At 72.4% G+C, this 16,076-nt stretch carries 12 protein-coding genes and 1 pseudogene; 9 read left to right on the top strand and 4 right to left on the bottom strand.

The genetic code is table 11. The features are described from left to right. Window positions 1-38 precede the first annotated feature (38 nt). The gene (pcrA, locus tag G6R24_RS02320) at window positions 39-2,591 is read left to right on the top strand and encodes a DNA helicase PcrA (protein WP_163547514.1); all 2,553 of its coding nucleotides are present in this window, start codon (window positions 39-41) and stop codon (window positions 2,589-2,591) included. A gap of 104 nt (window positions 2,592-2,695) precedes the next feature. On the opposite strand, the gene G6R24_RS02315 is transcribed toward pcrA, so the two are convergent. The 3 genes and pseudogenes from G6R24_RS02315 to G6R24_RS21795 form a co-directional block, all read right to left on the bottom strand. Continuing rightward, entirely contained in the window at window positions 2,696-3,505 is an 810-nt protein-coding gene (locus G6R24_RS02315; protein ID WP_338084402.1) for an esterase/lipase family protein, read from the bottom strand. A gap of 172 nt (window positions 3,506-3,677) precedes the next feature. Then, window positions 3,678-4,448: a carboxyl transferase domain-containing protein gene (locus G6R24_RS21800; RefSeq protein ID WP_225438038.1), complete on the bottom strand. Its 771-nt coding sequence runs from the start codon at window positions 4,446-4,448 to the stop codon at window positions 3,678-3,680. 154 nt (window positions 4,449-4,602) lie between these two features. Next, window positions 4,603-5,187 (bottom strand): annotated as a pseudogene (locus G6R24_RS21795) (carboxyl transferase domain-containing protein); the annotation flags it as partial. 258 nt (window positions 5,188-5,445) lie between these two features. Here G6R24_RS21795 and G6R24_RS02305 point away from each other — a divergent pair. The 8 genes from G6R24_RS02305 (at window position 5,446) to purH (ending at window position 15,639) form a co-directional block, all read left to right on the top strand. Next, complete coding sequence (locus G6R24_RS02305) at window positions 5,446-7,503, top strand: protein kinase domain-containing protein (RefSeq protein WP_163547513.1); 2,058 nt, start codon at window positions 5,446-5,448, stop codon at window positions 7,501-7,503. 459 nt (window positions 7,504-7,962) lie between these two features. Beyond that, window positions 7,963-9,123, top strand: coding sequence for an ADP-forming succinate--CoA ligase subunit beta (gene sucC / locus G6R24_RS02300; RefSeq protein WP_163547512.1), 1,161 nt, complete (start codon window positions 7,963-7,965; stop codon window positions 9,121-9,123). A 24-nt stretch (window positions 9,124-9,147) separates the two neighbouring features. Further along, window positions 9,148-10,020, top strand: coding sequence for a succinate--CoA ligase subunit alpha (gene sucD / locus G6R24_RS02295; RefSeq protein WP_163547511.1), 873 nt, complete (start codon window positions 9,148-9,150; stop codon window positions 10,018-10,020). A 181-nt stretch (window positions 10,021-10,201) separates the two neighbouring features. After that, on the top strand, window positions 10,202-11,038 hold the full coding sequence (locus G6R24_RS02290; protein WP_163547510.1) for a DUF2076 domain-containing protein: 837 nt from the start codon (window positions 10,202-10,204) through the stop codon (window positions 11,036-11,038). A gap of 105 nt (window positions 11,039-11,143) precedes the next feature. Next, complete coding sequence (locus tag G6R24_RS02285) at window positions 11,144-12,508, top strand: cell division protein PerM (protein ID WP_163547509.1); 1,365 nt, start codon at window positions 11,144-11,146, stop codon at window positions 12,506-12,508. Between the two features lie 27 nt (window positions 12,509-12,535). Then, on the top strand, window positions 12,536-13,141 hold the full coding sequence (locus tag G6R24_RS02280) for a helix-turn-helix domain-containing protein (protein WP_420811353.1): 606 nt from the start codon (window positions 12,536-12,538) through the stop codon (window positions 13,139-13,141). Window positions 13,142-13,375: 234 nt separating this feature from the next. After that, a complete protein-coding gene (purN, locus tag G6R24_RS02275; RefSeq protein WP_163547508.1) occupies window positions 13,376-13,990 on the top strand; it encodes a phosphoribosylglycinamide formyltransferase in 615 nt (204 codons plus the stop codon). After that, a complete protein-coding gene (purH, locus tag G6R24_RS02270) occupies window positions 13,987-15,639 on the top strand; it encodes a bifunctional phosphoribosylaminoimidazolecarboxamide formyltransferase/IMP cyclohydrolase (RefSeq protein ID WP_163547507.1) in 1,653 nt (550 codons plus the stop codon). Before purN ends, purH begins: the two co-directional genes overlap by 4 nt. 74 nt (window positions 15,640-15,713) lie before the next feature. Here purH and G6R24_RS02265 read toward each other — a convergent pair whose 3' ends face one another. Next, window positions 15,714-16,037 carry a hypothetical protein gene (locus tag G6R24_RS02265; protein WP_163547506.1) on the bottom strand — a complete coding sequence of 108 codons (324 nt, stop codon included), beginning with the start codon at window positions 16,035-16,037 and terminating at the stop codon, window positions 15,714-15,716. Window positions 16,038-16,076 lie beyond the last annotated feature (39 nt).

The following is a 16,076-nucleotide window of genomic DNA, read 5'->3' as shown; positions in this document are numbered from 1 at the left end:
GCCGACTGGTTCGATGTCGAACGTATGATCGAGGTTGTATGAGCGCACTGTTCGGTGAGTCCTCCGGCGCCGTCGGTGGCGTGCCCTACGACTTGTTCGGTCCGGCCGTCCTGGCCCCCGTGGCAGGAGACGGTTCCGGCGGTTTCGGCGGTCCTGACGCCGCGCCCCGGCTCGACGCGGAGGGCCTGCTCGACGGGCTCAATCCCCAGCAGCGTGCCGCGGTGGTGCACAGCGGCGCGCCGCTGCTGGTGGTCGCGGGTGCGGGGTCGGGCAAGACGCGGGTACTCGCCCATCGCATCGCCTATCTGCTGGCGGCGCGCGATGTGCGGCCGGGGGAGATCCTCGCGATCACCTTCACGAACAAGGCCGCCGCCGAGATGCGCGAGCGGGTCGGCGCGCTCGTCGGCCCGCGGGCCCGGGCGATGTGGGTCAGCACGTTCCACTCGGCCTGCGTGCGCATCCTGCGTTCGGAGGCGAAGCGGCTCGGGTTCGCCTCGTCGTTCTCCATCTACGACGCCGCCGACGCCCAGCGCCTGATCGCCCTCGTCACCCGGGATCTCGACCTGGACCCCAAGCGGCATCCCGCCCGGGGCCTCGCCGCGCAGATCAGCAACCTGAAGAACGAGCTGGTCGACTGGGAGCGGGCCCGCGACCGGGCCTCGAGTCACCTCGAGCGCACCGTCGCCGAGGTGTACGCCGCCTATCAGCAGCGTCTCGTGCAGGCCAACGCGCTCGACTTCGACGACCTGATCATGATGACGGTGAACCTGCTGCAGGCGTTCCCCGACGTCGCCGAGCACTATCGCCGCCGCTTCCGACACATCCTGGTGGACGAGTACCAGGACACCAACCACGCGCAGTACGTGCTGATCCGCGAGCTCGTCGGCCAGCCGGCTCACGACGCGGACCCGGCCGCCGCGGACACCGGCGCCGTGGTGGCCGACGCGGGTGCCGACGACCCGGCCGTCGCGTCCGCCGTCGACACGGTCACCTGGCCTTCCGGTGCGGTGCCGCCGGGCGAGCTGTGCGTGGTCGGGGACGCCGACCAGTCGATCTACGCGTTCCGGGGCGCGAACATCCGCAACATCGTGGAGTTCGAGGAGGATTTCCCGGCCGCCGCGGTGATCCTGCTGGAGCAGAACTACCGGTCGACGCAGACCATTCTGTCCGCGGCGAATGCGGTGATCGCCCGTAACAACCAGCGCAAGGACAAGCGGCTGTGGTCCGATGCGGGCGACGGCGAGAAGATTGTCGGTTTCGTCGCCGACAACGAGCATGACGAGGCGGCTTTTGTCGCCGAGGAGGTCGACCGCCTTACCGATGCCGGGCTCGCCCGGCCGGCGGATGTCGCGGTCTTCTACCGGACGAACGCGCAGAGCCGGGTGTTCGAGGAGATCTTCGTCCGGGTCGGGCTGCCCTACCGGGTCGTTGGCGGGGTGCGTTTCTACGAGCGCCGCGAGGTCCGGGATCTGCTCGCCTACCTTCGGGTGCTGGCGAACCCGACCGACACGGTGAACCTGCGGCGCATCCTGAACGTGCCACGCCGTGGCATCGGGGACCGGGCCGAGACGGCGCTCGCGGGCTTCGCCGAGGCGGAGCGGATCGGTTTCGCGGCGGCCCTGGAACGGGTGGGCGAGATCCCGAGCATGGCGGCCCGCTCGACGAAGTCGGTGCGTGAGTTCACCGCCCTGCTCGCCGACCTGCGGGCGCTTGAGGCGGACGGGCCGGTGGCGGTGGTCGAGGCGGTGCTGGAACGCACCGGCTACCTCGCGGAACTGCTCGCCGAGGACACCGTCGAGTCGCAGGGACGGGTGGAGAACCTCCAGGAGTTCGTCGGCGTCGTACAGGAGTTCGTGGAGCGCAACCCCGAGGGCTCCCTCGCCACCTTCCTCGAGCAGGTCTCGCTGGTCGCCGACGCCGACCAGATTCCCACCGACGACGGCTCCGACGGGGTCGTCACCCTGATGACCCTGCACAGCGCCAAGGGGCTCGAGTTTCCCGTCGTCTTCCTCACCGGACTTGAGGACGGGGTCTTCCCGCATCAGCGCACCCTGGGTGACCCGAACCAGATGGAGGAGGAGCGTCGCCTCGCCTATGTCGGGGTCACCCGGGCCCGGGCCCGGCTCTACCTCACCCGCTCGGTGATGCGCAGCGCCTGGGGCCAGCCGGCCCACAACCCGCCGTCCCGCTTCCTCGGTGAGGTGCCGGAGGCGCTCGTCGACTGGCGTCGCCTGGCCGAGGTTCCGCCGCCGCCGCCCGCCCGCACCTGGGGTTCGAGTACGGGTTCGACCACGGGCACCTTCGGTGGTGGCTTCGTCGGCGGATCGGCTGTCGGTGCCAGCAGCGGTGGCGGCTCCGGGGCCAATCGCCGTCCGCTGCCGAACTCGCCGTTCGCTGGGCGGGCCAAGCCGGCGGTGCGGCCGATGGTCGAACTGCGCGAGGGCGACCGGGTGACGCACGACAGCTTCGGGCTCGGCGTCGTGGTCACCATGCGGGGGATGGGTGACTCGACCGAGGCCACGATCGACTTCGGTGCCGAGGCCGGCACGAAGCGACTGCTGCTGCGGTACGCACCCGTCGTGAAACTCTGACCCAAAGGCCCAGCGCATGACCCCGGGGTGCGGGCCACGACCCCGGGGTCAGGTTCGGGCTGTGGGCCGGCTCGGGCTGTGGGCCGGCCCAGGCGTGAGCCGGCTCAGGCCGTGTCGATGGGGTTCGGCGTGGACCCGGTGAGCCAGGCCGTGACCTGGTGGGCCACGGTGCCGCTGAAGGCCAGCGAGTGGTGTCCGAGGCCGGGCACGACGAGGTTGACCGCGTCCAGGTCGGGATGATCGACGACGGCGCTGCCCGGACGGACCACCGTGTCGAGCGCGGCGGCGACGGCGAAGATCCGGGTGTGGCAGTCCGGCGCCGGTTCGGCGAGTTCCGCGATCAGCGGCGAATCCGGCCGTAGCTGACGGAGCAGCGGGTACGGCAGCGCCCGCGGTACCAGTTCGGCCAGCCGGGTGCCGCCGTGCGGGCTGGCCAGTGTGATCAGCGTGCCGACCTGCCGGTCGCCGCCCATCCGCTGGACGTAGTACCGCGCGATCAGCCCACCCAGCGAGTGGGCGATGATCGTGACCTGGCCATCGGGCCCGGCGATCCGGGTGACCGCCTCGGCCAGCACCCGCGCGCCGTCCTGCACGCTGGTGGTGCGTAGCGGTAGCTGCACCGGCACCACCCGGCGAAAGCCACGGCGGCGCAGATGACGGTGCAGCCGGGCGAACACCGACCGGTTGTCGACCAGGCCGTGGACGAGCAGCACCGGAGTGGTGGCCGTGTCGGGGGAGCGCACCAGCAGGCCGCGCTGGAGCGGTGCCAGCCCGCCGAGGGAGTAGCCCTCGTCGCGCTGGGTGAGTCGGCGCAGCGCGCCCGCCGGGGTCGCGAGCAGGCCGGCGGTGATCGTCCGTGAGCGGTCGCGTTGAGGGGCCGGCGACCAACCGGGGTCGGATTCGGCCACGGTCACCGGGGATGTGGCGGCTATCTCTGATCACTCTCCCTGTTTCGCGGCCGCGTCGGTACCGGGGTCACCGTCCTCGACGCGGCCCGGGTGGCCCGCCGCCGGGCGGGCGCGGCGGGCTCGGTGGGCGCCCGGCTTCGTCCGGGGCGTCCGACCTGTTCCGGGAAACGCAGAGAGATTACAGACTGTTACGTAGTTCTGTCGACCAGCGGGCCCGTCGGAGCCGGCGGCGCACGTCCGGATCCTGTGTGCCCAACCGGGCGCACCACGTGATCGCGGCGTGCGTGATCGTGGCGGCATCGGTGCCCGGGAGCAGGTCGTCGGCGAAGCCGAGCCGGTGCAGATCGGTGGGGCGCAGCCCGGCGGCGTTCGCCGCCTGCTCGGCGGGAAGTCGTAGCGTCACCGCGGCACCTTCGGGCGAAAGCGCGGTGAAATAGCTCTGCGGTGTCATCAGGAGCACGTCGGTGACGGCCGCGGCGAGCGCCCCGCCGGAGCCACCCTCACCGTGCACGATCGCCACGGTCGGCGACGGGCAGGCCAGCACCGCCGCCATCGCGTCCCCGATCGCCGCGGCGATGCCGGCGCTCTCGGCGGCGGGGCCCGACGCCGCCCCCGGGGTGTCGACCAGTGTGATCAGAGCGCCCCCGAGCTTGCCTGCCAACCGGGCCGCACGCGACAGCAGACGGTAACCGTCTGGTCCCGGTGCGGTGCCGCGGGTCGCGCCCAACGCCACGACCACCGCGAGTGCCGCCTCGGCCGCGACCCGCGGATGTGGCCGCTGGTCCGCCCGGACGGTGGGAAGCCGGCCGATGCGGGCGGCGACGCAGGGGTCGGCGCCGGCGAGGTCGGCGCCGACCGGCAGCAGCGCGTGCAGCAGTTCGGTGCCGGACGGGCGGGCCGCGGCCCTGGCCCGACGCACCTGCTCCCAGCCGGTTCGGGCCACCTCCACCGTGCGCGTCCCGCCCACGGGTGGGGGTGGCGGCGCTGGCACCGGTATCGGTGTGGGTCGGGGTCGGGGTCGGGGTTGGTTCGAGGGGGGTCGCAGGGGTCAGGGCGGTCAGGGCGCGGTGCAGCCAGTCGGCGACGGCCTCGGGGTCGAGTTCCGCGTCCACCAGGCCGGCAGCCGCCGCGGAGGTGGCCGTATGGCTGTCGGCGGGCGGCGGGGTGCCGGTCATCGCCTCGACCACCCGCGGGCCGGAGAAACCGACGGTGGCACCGGTGACCGCGCAGCGCAGGTCGCTGCGGGAGCCGATGGTGACCCAGACCCCGCCGGTCGTGGGCTGGTCCGCCACGGCGACATGCCCGATGCCGGCCTCGTCCAGCGCGGCGAGCGCCAACGCCACCCGGGGCAGGCCGACGAGCCCCGCGACCCCCTGGGTACCACCGCTGCGCAGGAACGACACCAGCGGACGGCGGATGGTCGCCGCGTGGGCCGCCGCCGCGGCGAAGCCGGCCGCGTCCGCCTCGCCGAAGCTTCCGCCGTGCACGGTGAAGTCCCACACCGCCGCGACCGCCTCGACCCCCGCTATCGGGCCGGTTCCCCACCTAAGCGCCGGCCGTCCGTCGTAGTCCGGCCAGCCCAGGCGGTTGGGTGACCCGATGCCGGTGGGGCGCAGGGCGATACCCGCGAGCAGGGCCGATCGCCACTGGGCAGGAGCGCGCACGCGGGCGTGGCTTGTGCTGTCCATGTCCGCATCTTGCGGGTGCGGACCGCCGTGGTGACCTGTGCGCCGGCCGCGGTGTTCCATGACACGCCGCGAGGAGGGGTCGACGAGTGGTGTGGCGGGTGATGCTCGAACGATCCGTGATGACGGATGGAAGGGGACGAATGTGACGTACTGGACGGAACGTCCCGTGCCGGCGATGCACGTACGCTGTGGCGCACAGTCCCCTGCGCGGGCGGGCATTCGCACCACAGTCGCGACCCCGGTGCAGTGAGGAGAGCGATGCTCACACCGCTGCTTGAGGAGGACCCTCGCCAGATCGGGCCGTACCGGCTGCAGAACCGGATCGGGGCGGGCGGGATGGGAACCGTCTACCTCGGCTTCACGCCTGATCAGCGGGCGGTGGCGGTCAAGGTGGCGTCCGAGGATCTGGCTGAGGACGTCGAGTTCCGCAGCCGGTTCGAACGGGAGGTGCACGCGGCCCTTCGGGTCCGGGGCAACGCGGTGGCCGCCGTCCTGGACGCCGACACCGACGCGCTGGCACCGTGGATGGTCACCGAGTACGTCGAGGGCATCAGCCTGGCGCAGGCCGTGCGGGCCCGTGGCCGGCTCGAGAACCACCTCGTGCGTGGGCTCGCCGTCGGCCTCGCCGACGCGCTGGTCGCCATCCACTCGGCGGGTGTCGTCCATCGCGATCTGAAACCGTCGAACATCCTGCTGGCCTGGGACGGCCCTAAGGTGATCGACTTCGGCGTCGCCCACCTGACCGACAGCAGCACGCTGACCCGCACCGGTCATGTGATCGGGACGCTGGCGTGGATGTCACCCGAACAGATGCGGGGAGAGACCTCCGGCTCGGCGGCGGACATCTTCGCCTGGGCGAACTGCGTGACCTACGCGGCGACGGGGCGCCATCCCTTCCACGCCGAGTCACCCGACCAGCTCGCGCTGCGGGTCCAGCGGGACGCCCCGGATCTCGACGCGCTGCCGGCCTACCTGCACAGCGTCGTGGCCCGCTCACTGTCGAAGGACCCCGCGCGCCGCCCGACCGCGTCCGCTCTGCTGGCCGCGCTGGTCGGACGCACCTCGGTGGAGGGGGTCACGGAGGCCGACGCCGTGGCCAGCGACTTCCTCGAACGCACCTGGACCGGGACCGGCCACGTCCCCGGCGACAGTGTCACCGTCCTGCCGGACGCGGCTGGTCCGGCCATCGGCGCTGGGCCGGCCGGAGGTCCGGGGTCGGCCCCGGCCACGGGTGCCGGGGCGACCCCGGTGGGAGATGCCGGGCCGGCGGAGCGGCCGGCCTACGGCTGGTCGCCACGGATACCGCGGCCGGTTCCGGTGACGGGGCTCTGGCCCCTCGGCGCGCCACCGCCCGCCTCGGCGTTTCGGCCCACGGTGCCGTCGCAGTCGGCGATCCCGTCGCCCCCGCCGCTGCACAGCTCGCGCCTGAAGCCGCTGCCGCCGACGGCCGGGCCACCGCCCCGGCCGTTGCCGTCGCCGGCTGACGCCGCCGGTACGCGTCGCCGACCCCGCGTGCCGGGTTCGGGATCTGGTGGTCTGCCGGTGGGTGGTCAGGGCGCCGAACCCTCGAACGCGCCTTCGGTGATCTCGACCTGGACCTATGACGAGGACGATCCGGACCCGCGGGCTCCGGTACGCGCCCAGCCCCCGGCGCGTCCGGATGTCGCCCCGGTCGAGGACGACTGGCTGGAGGAACGCGAACGGCGCCCACCGATGCGCCGGGCCGGCCCGGCCGGGCCTGCGGATGCGGCCGAGGAGACGATCCGCCCGGCCGACCCGACACCGCGGTCACATCCGCCGCGCCCGGCGGAGATCGACACCTGGGCCCGTCCGGCGAACCCGGGAGCCCAGTCCGCCGGGTCGACGCCGCCGGTGCCCGCGGGGCCGTCGAACCGGCCGGTGACGGCATCGGGATCGTCGGCCCGGCTGCCGGTCCGGGCGTCACTACCGGCGACCCCCACACCGCCGGCGCTGCCCCCCGCGGGGCGGTCCGGCCAGACCGCGGGTCGGGATCAGGCCGCGGGCCGGGTCCGCCCCGCGGCGGGGACGCCCGGGCCGCTGCCGCGGGGGTTCCCGACGACCACCCCGGTCGTGCAGGGACTCAACGGCCGGGCCCTGCTGTCGGTGGTGCTGGGGCTGGGCTGGCTGTTCGGGGTGGGCAGCGTCGCCGCGGTCGTCCTCGGCCAGCGGGCCCGGACCCAGATCCGTCGGCACAACCAGCGGGGCGAGCGGCTCGCCACGGTGGGCATCGGCCTGGGATGGACCGGAATCGGGCTGACGGCCACCAGCCTCCTGATCGTCCTCGCGTTGCGCTGAATGGAGATGTGTCGCGAGACAAAGGTCCGGAAGGCCGACCACGATCGGTGTTGTTCTGCTGTGATTTGTGGCATACCGCGAGCCGCGTTGTCCGTGATGTCGAACACCAATGGTCGCGCTGGAGCGTCCGATGGTCACGTAGAGCTTCTCGATGACAGCGTGGTGGTGGGCGCGACGCGCCGCCCGGATGGGTCAGCGGAGGTGGGCTGCCACCTCATTTGTCCCGTATCGCCGGGCCTGACGTGGGTCGCGACCCGGGTGGCCGATGCGTTCGGCCACCCGTCCACCGCCCGGACGGGCCAGGTAGCCGGGCCGGGTCGGGGCACCGGGGTGCCGGTGGCGGCCCTTCGCGTACCGCGCGCGAAAACCCGCTCGTCAGTAGGCTCTCAGGCGTTCTGTGCAGCTCCATGCAGCCCTACAAAACCCAACCCAGAACGACCCCATCCGACTGGACGGACCGTGGATCTCTTCGAATACCAGGCGAAGAAGTTGTTCGCCGAGCATGGCGTTCCGGTACCCACCGGGAAGACCGCGACCACTCCCGAGGAGGCGCGTGCGATCGCCACCGAACTCGGTGGCAAGGTGGTCGTGAAGGCTCAGGTCAAGGCCGGCGGCCGAGGCAAGGCCGGCGGTGTCAAGGTGGCCGACGGACCGGATGACGCCTTCGCGAAGGCGACGGCGATCCTCGGGATGGACATCAAGGGCCACACGGTCCACTCGGTGCTCGTCGAGGAAGCCAGCAACATCGCGGAGGAGTACTACGCATCCTTCCTGCTGGACCGGGCCAACCGGACCTTCCTCGCGATGGCCTCCCGCGAGGGCGGCATGGAGATCGAGGAGGTGGCCGCCACCAACCCGGAGGCGCTCGCCCGCATCCTCATCGACCCGCTGACCGGAGTCGACGCGGCCAAGGCCCGTGAGATCGCCATCGCCGCCAAGCTGCCCGAGGCCGCCCTCGACGGTGCGACCGAGCTGCTGGCGAAGCTGTGGACCGTCTTCGTCAAGTCGGACGCGACCCTCGTCGAGGTCAACCCGCTGATCCTCACCGGCGACGGCAAGGTCATCGCGCTTGACGGCAAGGTCAGCCTGGACGAGAACGCCGACTTCCGCCACCCCGAGAACGAGGCGTTCGTCGACGTCTCCGCGGTCGACCCGCTCGAGCAGAAGGCCAAGGAGAAGGGCCTCAACTACGTCAAGCTCGAGGGCGAGGTCGGGATCATCGGAAACGGTGCCGGTCTGGTCATGTCGACGCTGGACGTGGTGACCTACGCCGGTGAGGAGTTCGGCGGCAAGCGGCCGGCGAACTTCCTCGACATCGGCGGCGGCGCGTCCGCCGAGGTGATGGCGAACGGTCTGTCGATCATCCTCGGCGACCCGGCGGTCAAGAGCGTCTTCGTCAACATCTTCGGTGGCATCACCGCCTGCGACGCGGTCGCCAACGGCATCATCCAGGCCCTCGACATCGTCGGGAACGTGACCACCCCGCTGGTGGTCCGCCTGGACGGCAACAACGCCGAGGAGGGGCGTCGCATCCTCGCGGAGGCGAACCTTCCGGTGGTCAAGCCGGTCGACACGATGGACGGCGCGGCGAAGCTCGCCGCCCAGCTCGCCGCGGCCTGACCTGCGCGAAGGGATTGCAAACCGATGGCTATCTGGCTTGACGAGAACAGCCGGATCGTGGTGCAGGGCATCACCGGTTCGGAGGGAACCAAGCACACCCGCCGGATGCTCGCATCCGGCGCCAAGGTCGTCGCGGGTGTCAACGCCCGCAAGGCCGGCCAGAAGGTCGACGACGTGCCGGTCTTCGGCACCGTCGCCGACGCGATCGCGCAGACCGGTGCGAACGTCTCGGTGATCTTCGTTCCGCCGAGGTTCACCAAGGACGCGGCGATCGAGGCGGTCGACGCGGCGATCCCGCTCGCGGTGGTCATCACCGAGGGTGTGCCCGTCCACGACACCACCGAGTTCTTCGCCTACAGCAAGTCCAAGGGCACGACCCGGATCATCGGGCCGAACTGTCCGGGCATCGCGAGCCCGGGCGTGTCCAACGCCGGCATCATCCCGGCCGACATCACCCCCGGTGGGCGGATCGGTCTGGTCTCCAAGAGCGGCACCCTGACCTACCAGATGATGTACGAGCTGCGTGAGTTCGGCTTCTCGACCTGCGTCGGCATCGGCGGTGACCCGGTCATCGGGACTACCCACATCGATGCGCTCGACGCGTTCCAGGCCGACCCGGGTACCGACGCCATCGTCATGATCGGTGAGATCGGTGGTGACGCCGAGGAGCGCGCGGCGGCGCACATCGAGGCGCACGTGAGCAAGCCGGTCGTCGGTTACGTCGCCGGTTTCACCGCGCCCGAGGGCAAGACCATGGGTCACGCCGGCGCCATCGTGTCCGGTTCGTCCGGTACGGCGCAGGCCAAGAAGGAAGCCCTGGAAAAGGCCGGTGTGCGGGTGGGTAAGACCCCGTCCGAGACCGCCCGGCTGATGGCTGACATCATGCGGTCGTTGTAGCTCTGGCCGTCTGATGGGTTCCGCGTGCGGTACCTGTCGTCGGACGGTCACGGAGTCTCCTGGTTGACGGGGATGAGGGACGCACATCGCTTCCCTCATCCCCGCACTGCTGCGAGACTCCAGACCGGCATGGGGCGCACTGCGCCCCATGCCGACCGACCTGACGAAGTGGGGTTCCGTCGTGGCACGAATCGGCGGTCGCGAGATCGCGACCAACGACATCGGGGTGATCGCGTCCGGCGCGGTCATGTTCATAGTCAGCTTTCTCCCGTGGTATTCGGTGAAGCTCTCGTTTCTCGGCTCCTCCCGCACCGCGCACGAGAACGGGTGGGGTCTCGGCTTCAACTCGTGGTTCCCCGTCCTGCTCGTCATCGCGGTCGCCGGAGTCCTCGCGGCCCGGCTGTTCGCGGGGCTGCGCGTGCCGGACGCCGGCCCGGTGTCCGGCATGTGGCTGCTGCCGGGGGTCTCGGCGCTGGCCTTCCTCCTCCTGCTGCTGCGCTGGATCCGCTTCCCCAACGTGCCCTCCGGGGTGGACGCCGGCCCCAGCGTGGGCTTCTACCTCGCGGTCGTGGCCGCACTCGCACAGGCGGTGTTCGCCGTGCTGGCGGCGCTCGCCAGCGGTGCTGCCCTGCCCCGGCGCCCCGGTAGCGGTGGTGGTGGCGGTGGCGCGGGACAGTGGCAGCCGCCGGCCAACCAGCCGCCCTACGGCCAGCCCTACGGCCAGCAGCCGACCCCCGGCGGGTACGGCCAGCAGCAGCCCGGCTATGGCCAGCCCCCGCAGGGATACGGCCAGCCCCCGCAGGGATACGGCCAGCAGCCGCCGGCCGGCGGTGGCTACGGCCAGCAGCCGTCACAGCCCCAGCAGGGCGGCGGGTACGGTCAGAAGCCCCCGCCCGGGTACGGTCAGCAGCCGCCCACCGGTGGCGGTTACGGCCAGCCACCCGGCTATGGTCAGCCCGGCTATGGTCAGCAGCCGCCGCCCGACGATTATGGCCAGCAGTCGTCGCCGAACCGCTGATCTCCGCCCGCAGGATCCGGACCAGCAGGGGCGTAGCGCATTTTGTCGGACCGACGGACGGCGTGTTGGCCCCGCTGACGACTGACCGCGTGCGAGCGTCCTGACGTGCCCGCCTTCCACCAGCCAGGGTCGCTGCGACCGGATCTGGACCGACTGTGGCAACGGCTCGGCCGGCCGGCGGCGGCGGCGATCGCCGCGTCGGCGGCCGGACTGATCTTCATCGAGGTCATCGTCCTGATCGTGTGGGGCGCCGACACCGGCTCGTCGACCAGCCCGGGTTCGGCGCTGCGGGTCGGGGCGGACCTGTGGCTGGTGGCCCACGGCACCACGTTGCACCTCTCGGACGGTGAGATCGCCCTGCGTCCGCTGGGGTTGGCGCTGTTCCCACTGATCGCGGCGCTCAGCGCCGCGCACCGGCACGCCTCGCTCGTGCCGTGGCCGATGGCGCGGACCGCGGGCCAGCCGGGTCCGGCCGGGGCGTCGGCGGCCGGTCGAGCCGCGTCGGCGGCCGGCGCCGGGCCGAGGCTGTGGCGCCGGGTCGTGGTGGACATCGTGGAGGTGGTCACCGCACAGACGCTGTTCGTCGTGCTGGTGGCCCTGCTGGTGCGGTCCGGGCCGGTGCGTGCGGGGCTGGGGTCGGCGGCGCTGGGGACGGTCGTCGTCGCCCTGCCCGCGGCCACGATCGGGGCGTTGGCCGGGCGACACCGGTTGCGTACCGCCTGGCGTCGGCTACCGGACTGGCTGCGGATCGCGTTGCGCTGCGGGGTGAGTGGTTTCGCCGCACTGATCGCGGCCGCGGCCTTCGGCGTCGCGCTGGTCATCGCCGCGACGCTGCCCGAGGTCGCCGGCACGGAACGGGACCTCGACGTCGGTGTGCTCGGCGGGGTGGGGCTCGCCGTGGCGCAGATCGCGATCATTCCCAACGTCGTGCTGTGGGCGCTGGCCTATGCCCTCGGCCCGGGCTTCCACGTCGGTTCCGGCCTGGTACGGGCGGACGCGGTACACGTCGTGAACGCGCCGGACCTGCCGGTGCTCGCGTCGTTGCCGCCGAGCGCCCTGCCGCGGGTGGGCTGGCCGCTGCTGGTGCTGGTGCCGCTGGTGGCCGGGTTGGTGTGCGCGCTCATGGCCCACCGGGCCACGGCCGGACGACGTTCCCGGGAGCGGCTCGCCACGGTGGGCCTGGCCGGTCTCGTCTGCGGGCTGCTGTGCGGGCTGGCCTGCCAGGAGTCGCTCGGGCAGGTCGGGGCGGCGGGGCAGTACGGGCCGGCCGCCGCCTGGGCGTGCGGGCTGCTGGCGGGCGGGGAGATCGCCGCGGTCGGCCTGGTGCTGCTCGGTGGGATCGACCTCGCGGTGCGGCGGGCCGAACGGCCGTTTCTGCCCACCGACGCCGAGCCGTCCTTCTGGCGTCGTCGGCTGGCGCCGGTGGTCCGCTCCCGACCGGCACCGTGGACGTCGCGCCGCCCGGACTGACGCCCGCGCCGCGGCCAGGAACTGTCGGTGCCTTCGGCTAGCGTCTGGTGGCAGTGGATCAGCGTCTTGGAGGTCGTCGTGCCGGTCGCGATTGCCCATGTTCGTGCCGAGGCTCGCCAGTTGCGGGTGCTTGGCTGGTCCTATCGCCGGATCGCGCTGCGCCTGCGGGCACGGCACGGTCTGCGCCCGCTGGCGGCCTTCCGGCTCGCCCACGGGTGGACGCAGGAGGAGGCTGCCCGCCACTGGAACGAACGCTGGCCCGAGGCCGGCGCGGTCAAGACGGGCAAGGCGTGGTCCTACTGGGAGAGCTGGCCCGGTCGAGGCGGCCGGGCGCCGTCAGCCGCCGTGCTGTGGCGGCTGGCCGAGCTCTATCAGTGCCGGCCGGGCGAGCTGCTGGACGGGCCGGATTTCGGCCGGTCGGATCCGGCGGCCCAGGCCCAGGCCCAAGCCGAGGCCGAGGCTCAGGCCGAGGGCGTGCCCAGGGCGCGGGAGACAACTGCTTTCGGCGATGGCGACGAACCGCTGCGGACCGCAGCGATCCCGGGCGACCCGGTGCGCGGCGAGGTGCCGTCCGCGGCGTCGACCGAGGCGGTGCTGCCGGGCCTGCTTTCGGGCTGGGTGCCGGCCGCCTGACGGGCAGGTGATGCGATGCGGCGCGCGGGAGGGGGAGAAGTCAGTACAGTCGGGCGGTCGCGGCTTGCCCCGGGCGGTAGTGGTGGGGGCCGGGGAGACCGGTCGTGGTGGCGAGGTGAGCCGTGCGGCCGGGTACGTCCGCGCCGTGGCCGCCGAGCACGGGCCACGCGGTGTCCCGCGATCGTCCGTGTGTTCGCTGCCCCTGCCCGCCCTGTCTGTGTTACGGAGTGTGTTGTGGCTGCTCGCCTTGTCGTCCTCGCGTCAGGCGCGGGAACCACGCTGCAGGCGATCCTCGACGCGGTCGCCGAGCCGGGGTTCGACGCGTCCGTCGTGGCGGTCGGGACCGACCGCCACGACACCGGCGCGCAGCGACGGGCCGAGGCGTCCGGCGTGCCGGTGTTCACCGTCCGGCTCGAGGACCATGCCGACCGGGCGGCGTTCAACGCGGCCACCGCCGAGCGGATCGCCGGGTTCGCCCCGGATCTGCTGGTGCTCGCCGGCTACATGAAGATTCTCAGCCGGGAGGTCATCGCCCGGTTTCCCACGGTCAACACCCATCCGTCGCTGCTGCCGGCCTTCCCCGGCGCCCACGCCGTGCGGGACGCGCTGGCGGCCGGGGTGACGGTGAGCGGAGTGACGGTGCACTGGGTCGACGAAGGAGTCGACACCGGTCCGATCATCGCCCAGCGCACCGTGCCGGTGGAGCCCGGGGACACCGAGGCGACGCTGCGGGATCGGATTCAGGGGGTCGAACGCGGCCTGTTTGTCACGACGATCGGTGCGATCGTGCGTTCGGGAGATCGGCCGGGTGCTGCGGTGGCCGGGGTTCACGTTCAGGAGGAGTCATGATGTCATCGGGTGAGAACGTGGCTGGCGACGGCGGCGCGGTGGGGGCGGCGGAGTCGGCCGAGGTGGTTCCCACCGGGCATCGGCCGCTGCGTCGCGCGCTGGTCAGCGTGTACGACAAGGCCGGGTTGGACGTGCTCGCCGCGGCGTTCCAGGCGGCCGGGGTCGAGGTGGTCTCCACCGGTTCGACCGCTCAGGTGCTGGCCCGCCACGGGCTGGCGGTGACACCGGTGAGCACGGTGACCGGCTTTCCGGAGGTGCTCGGCGGGCGGGTGAAGACGCTGCATCCCAGGGTGCACGCCGGTCTGCTCGCGGACCTGCGTAACGCCGAGCACGCGGCGACACTGGCCGAACTCGACATCGAGCCGTTCGATCTGGTCGTGGTGAACCTGTATCCGTTCGCGGCCACGGTCGCCAGCGGGGCCACCGAGGACGAGGCCGTCGAGCAGATCGACATCGGCGGCCCGGCGATGATCCGCGCGGCGGCGAAGAACCACGCGTCGGTCGCCGTCGTCGTCTCCCCGGACGACTACCCGGCGCTGGCCGAGGCCGTCCGCGACGGCGGCTACGACCTGACGGCCCGCCGTCGGCTGGCGGCCCGCGCGTTCGCGCACACGGCCGCCTACGACGTGGCGGTGTCGTCCTGGTTCGCCAGCGTCGTCGCGCCCGACGAGGTCGCGCGGGAGACGGGCTGGCCCGATGTGCTCTCGGCCCAGTGGCAGCGCAGCGATGTGCTCCGCTACGGCGAGAACCCGCACCAGCGGGCGGCGCTGTATGTCGAGGCCGGGCATCCCGGCAGCGTCGGCGGCGGTCTGGCCGCGGCCCGCCAGCTGCACGGTAAGCAGATGTCGTACAACAACTACACCGACACCGACGCGGCACGCCGGGCCGTGTACGACTTCACCGAGCCGGCCGTCGCCGTGATCAAGCACGCGAACCCGTGTGGGATCGCCGTGGGTGCCACGATCGCCGAGGCGCACCGCAAGGCGCACGCCTGCGACCCGGTGTCCGCGTTCGGCGGGGTGATCGCCACGAACCGGCCGGTGACCGTCGAGCTCGCCGAGCAGATCGCCGAGATCTTCACCGAGGTCGTCGTCGCGCCCGACTACGAGCCCGGCGCGGTCGAGATCCTGTCCCGCAAACCGTCGATCCGGGTGCTGGAATGTCCGGCTCCGCCGCACCAGCGCGGCGTCGAACTGCGCCCGATCAGCGGTGGTCTGCTGCTGCAGTCACGGGATGCCGTGGAGGAGCCGGGCGACGAGCCGTCCGGTTGGACGCTGGAGGCCGGCGCGCCCGCCGACGACGCGCTGCTCGCCGATCTGCGGTTCGCGTGGCGCGCGGTCCGCTCGGTGAAGTCGAACGCGATTCTGCTCGCCAGCGACGGCGCCACGGTCGGCGTGGGGATGGGGCAGGTCAACCGGGTGGACGCGGCCCGCCTGGCCGTGACCCGGGCCGGAGACCGGGCCAAGGGCGCGGTGGCGGCCAGCGACGCATTCTTCCCGTTCCCCGACGGTTTCGAGGTACTGGCCGAGGCCGGCGTGCGGGCGGTCGTCGAACCCGGTGGATCGGTACGCGACGAACTGGTCATCGCCGCCGCGCGGGCGGCCGGGGTCACGCTCTACTTCAGCGGAGTGCGCCACTTCGCCCACTAGGCACGGTGGCGCCTGGCCGTGGAGGGGGCGTGGTCGATCCGACCCGCCCCCTCCGCCGCCCGCGAGGGCGTCGGTCAGACGCCGGTGTTCGCCTCGGCGGCCGCCGAACCTCGACGCCCCCCGGACCCGCTGCCGTTCGTGGTGGTCGCCGCCGGAGTGGTCGCCGGGACCGTCCCGCCCGGCGTGTCCGTGGTCGGCACGTAACGCTGGGCGACCCAGTCCAGGGCGTCCCGCCAGCTGGCGCCGTAGAGCACCGAGATACGGTCGGCTGTCTGCCGGGCCAGAGCCTGCACGAACACGCGGTCGTCGCTGTCCAGATGCCGGGCGTCGCCGAATGTCTCCCAGGCCCGGAACATCAGTTCCTGCAGCTTCTTGCTGTGTGGTGATTCGTCTGCCACGTCGAGCTCCTCCCAAATGGGCACCGCGGCCGGAATTCT

It is taken from the genome of Candidatus Frankia nodulisporulans, assembly GCF_902806475.1.
GTDB classification, from domain to species: domain Bacteria; phylum Actinomycetota; class Actinomycetes; order Frankiales; family Frankiaceae; genus Frankia; species Frankia umida.
Note: the sequence above shows the minus strand (reverse complement) of the source record. Positions and strands in the feature narration are given on the sequence as shown.

Bases quoted from the DNA above. Each gene is read 5' to 3' on its own strand.
- pcrA (WP_163547514.1), top strand. From the start codon at position 39: ATGAGCGCACTGTTCGGTGAGTCCTCCGGCGCCGTCGGTGGCGTGCCC.
- G6R24_RS02305 (WP_163547513.1), top strand. From the start codon at position 5,446: ATGCTCACACCGCTGCTTGAGGAGGACCCTCGCCAGATCGGGCCGTAC.
- sucD (WP_163547511.1), top strand. From the start codon at position 9,148: ATGGCTATCTGGCTTGACGAGAACAGCCGGATCGTGGTGCAGGGCATC.
- purH (WP_163547507.1), top strand. From the start codon at position 13,987: ATGATGTCATCGGGTGAGAACGTGGCTGGCGACGGCGGCGCGGTGGGG.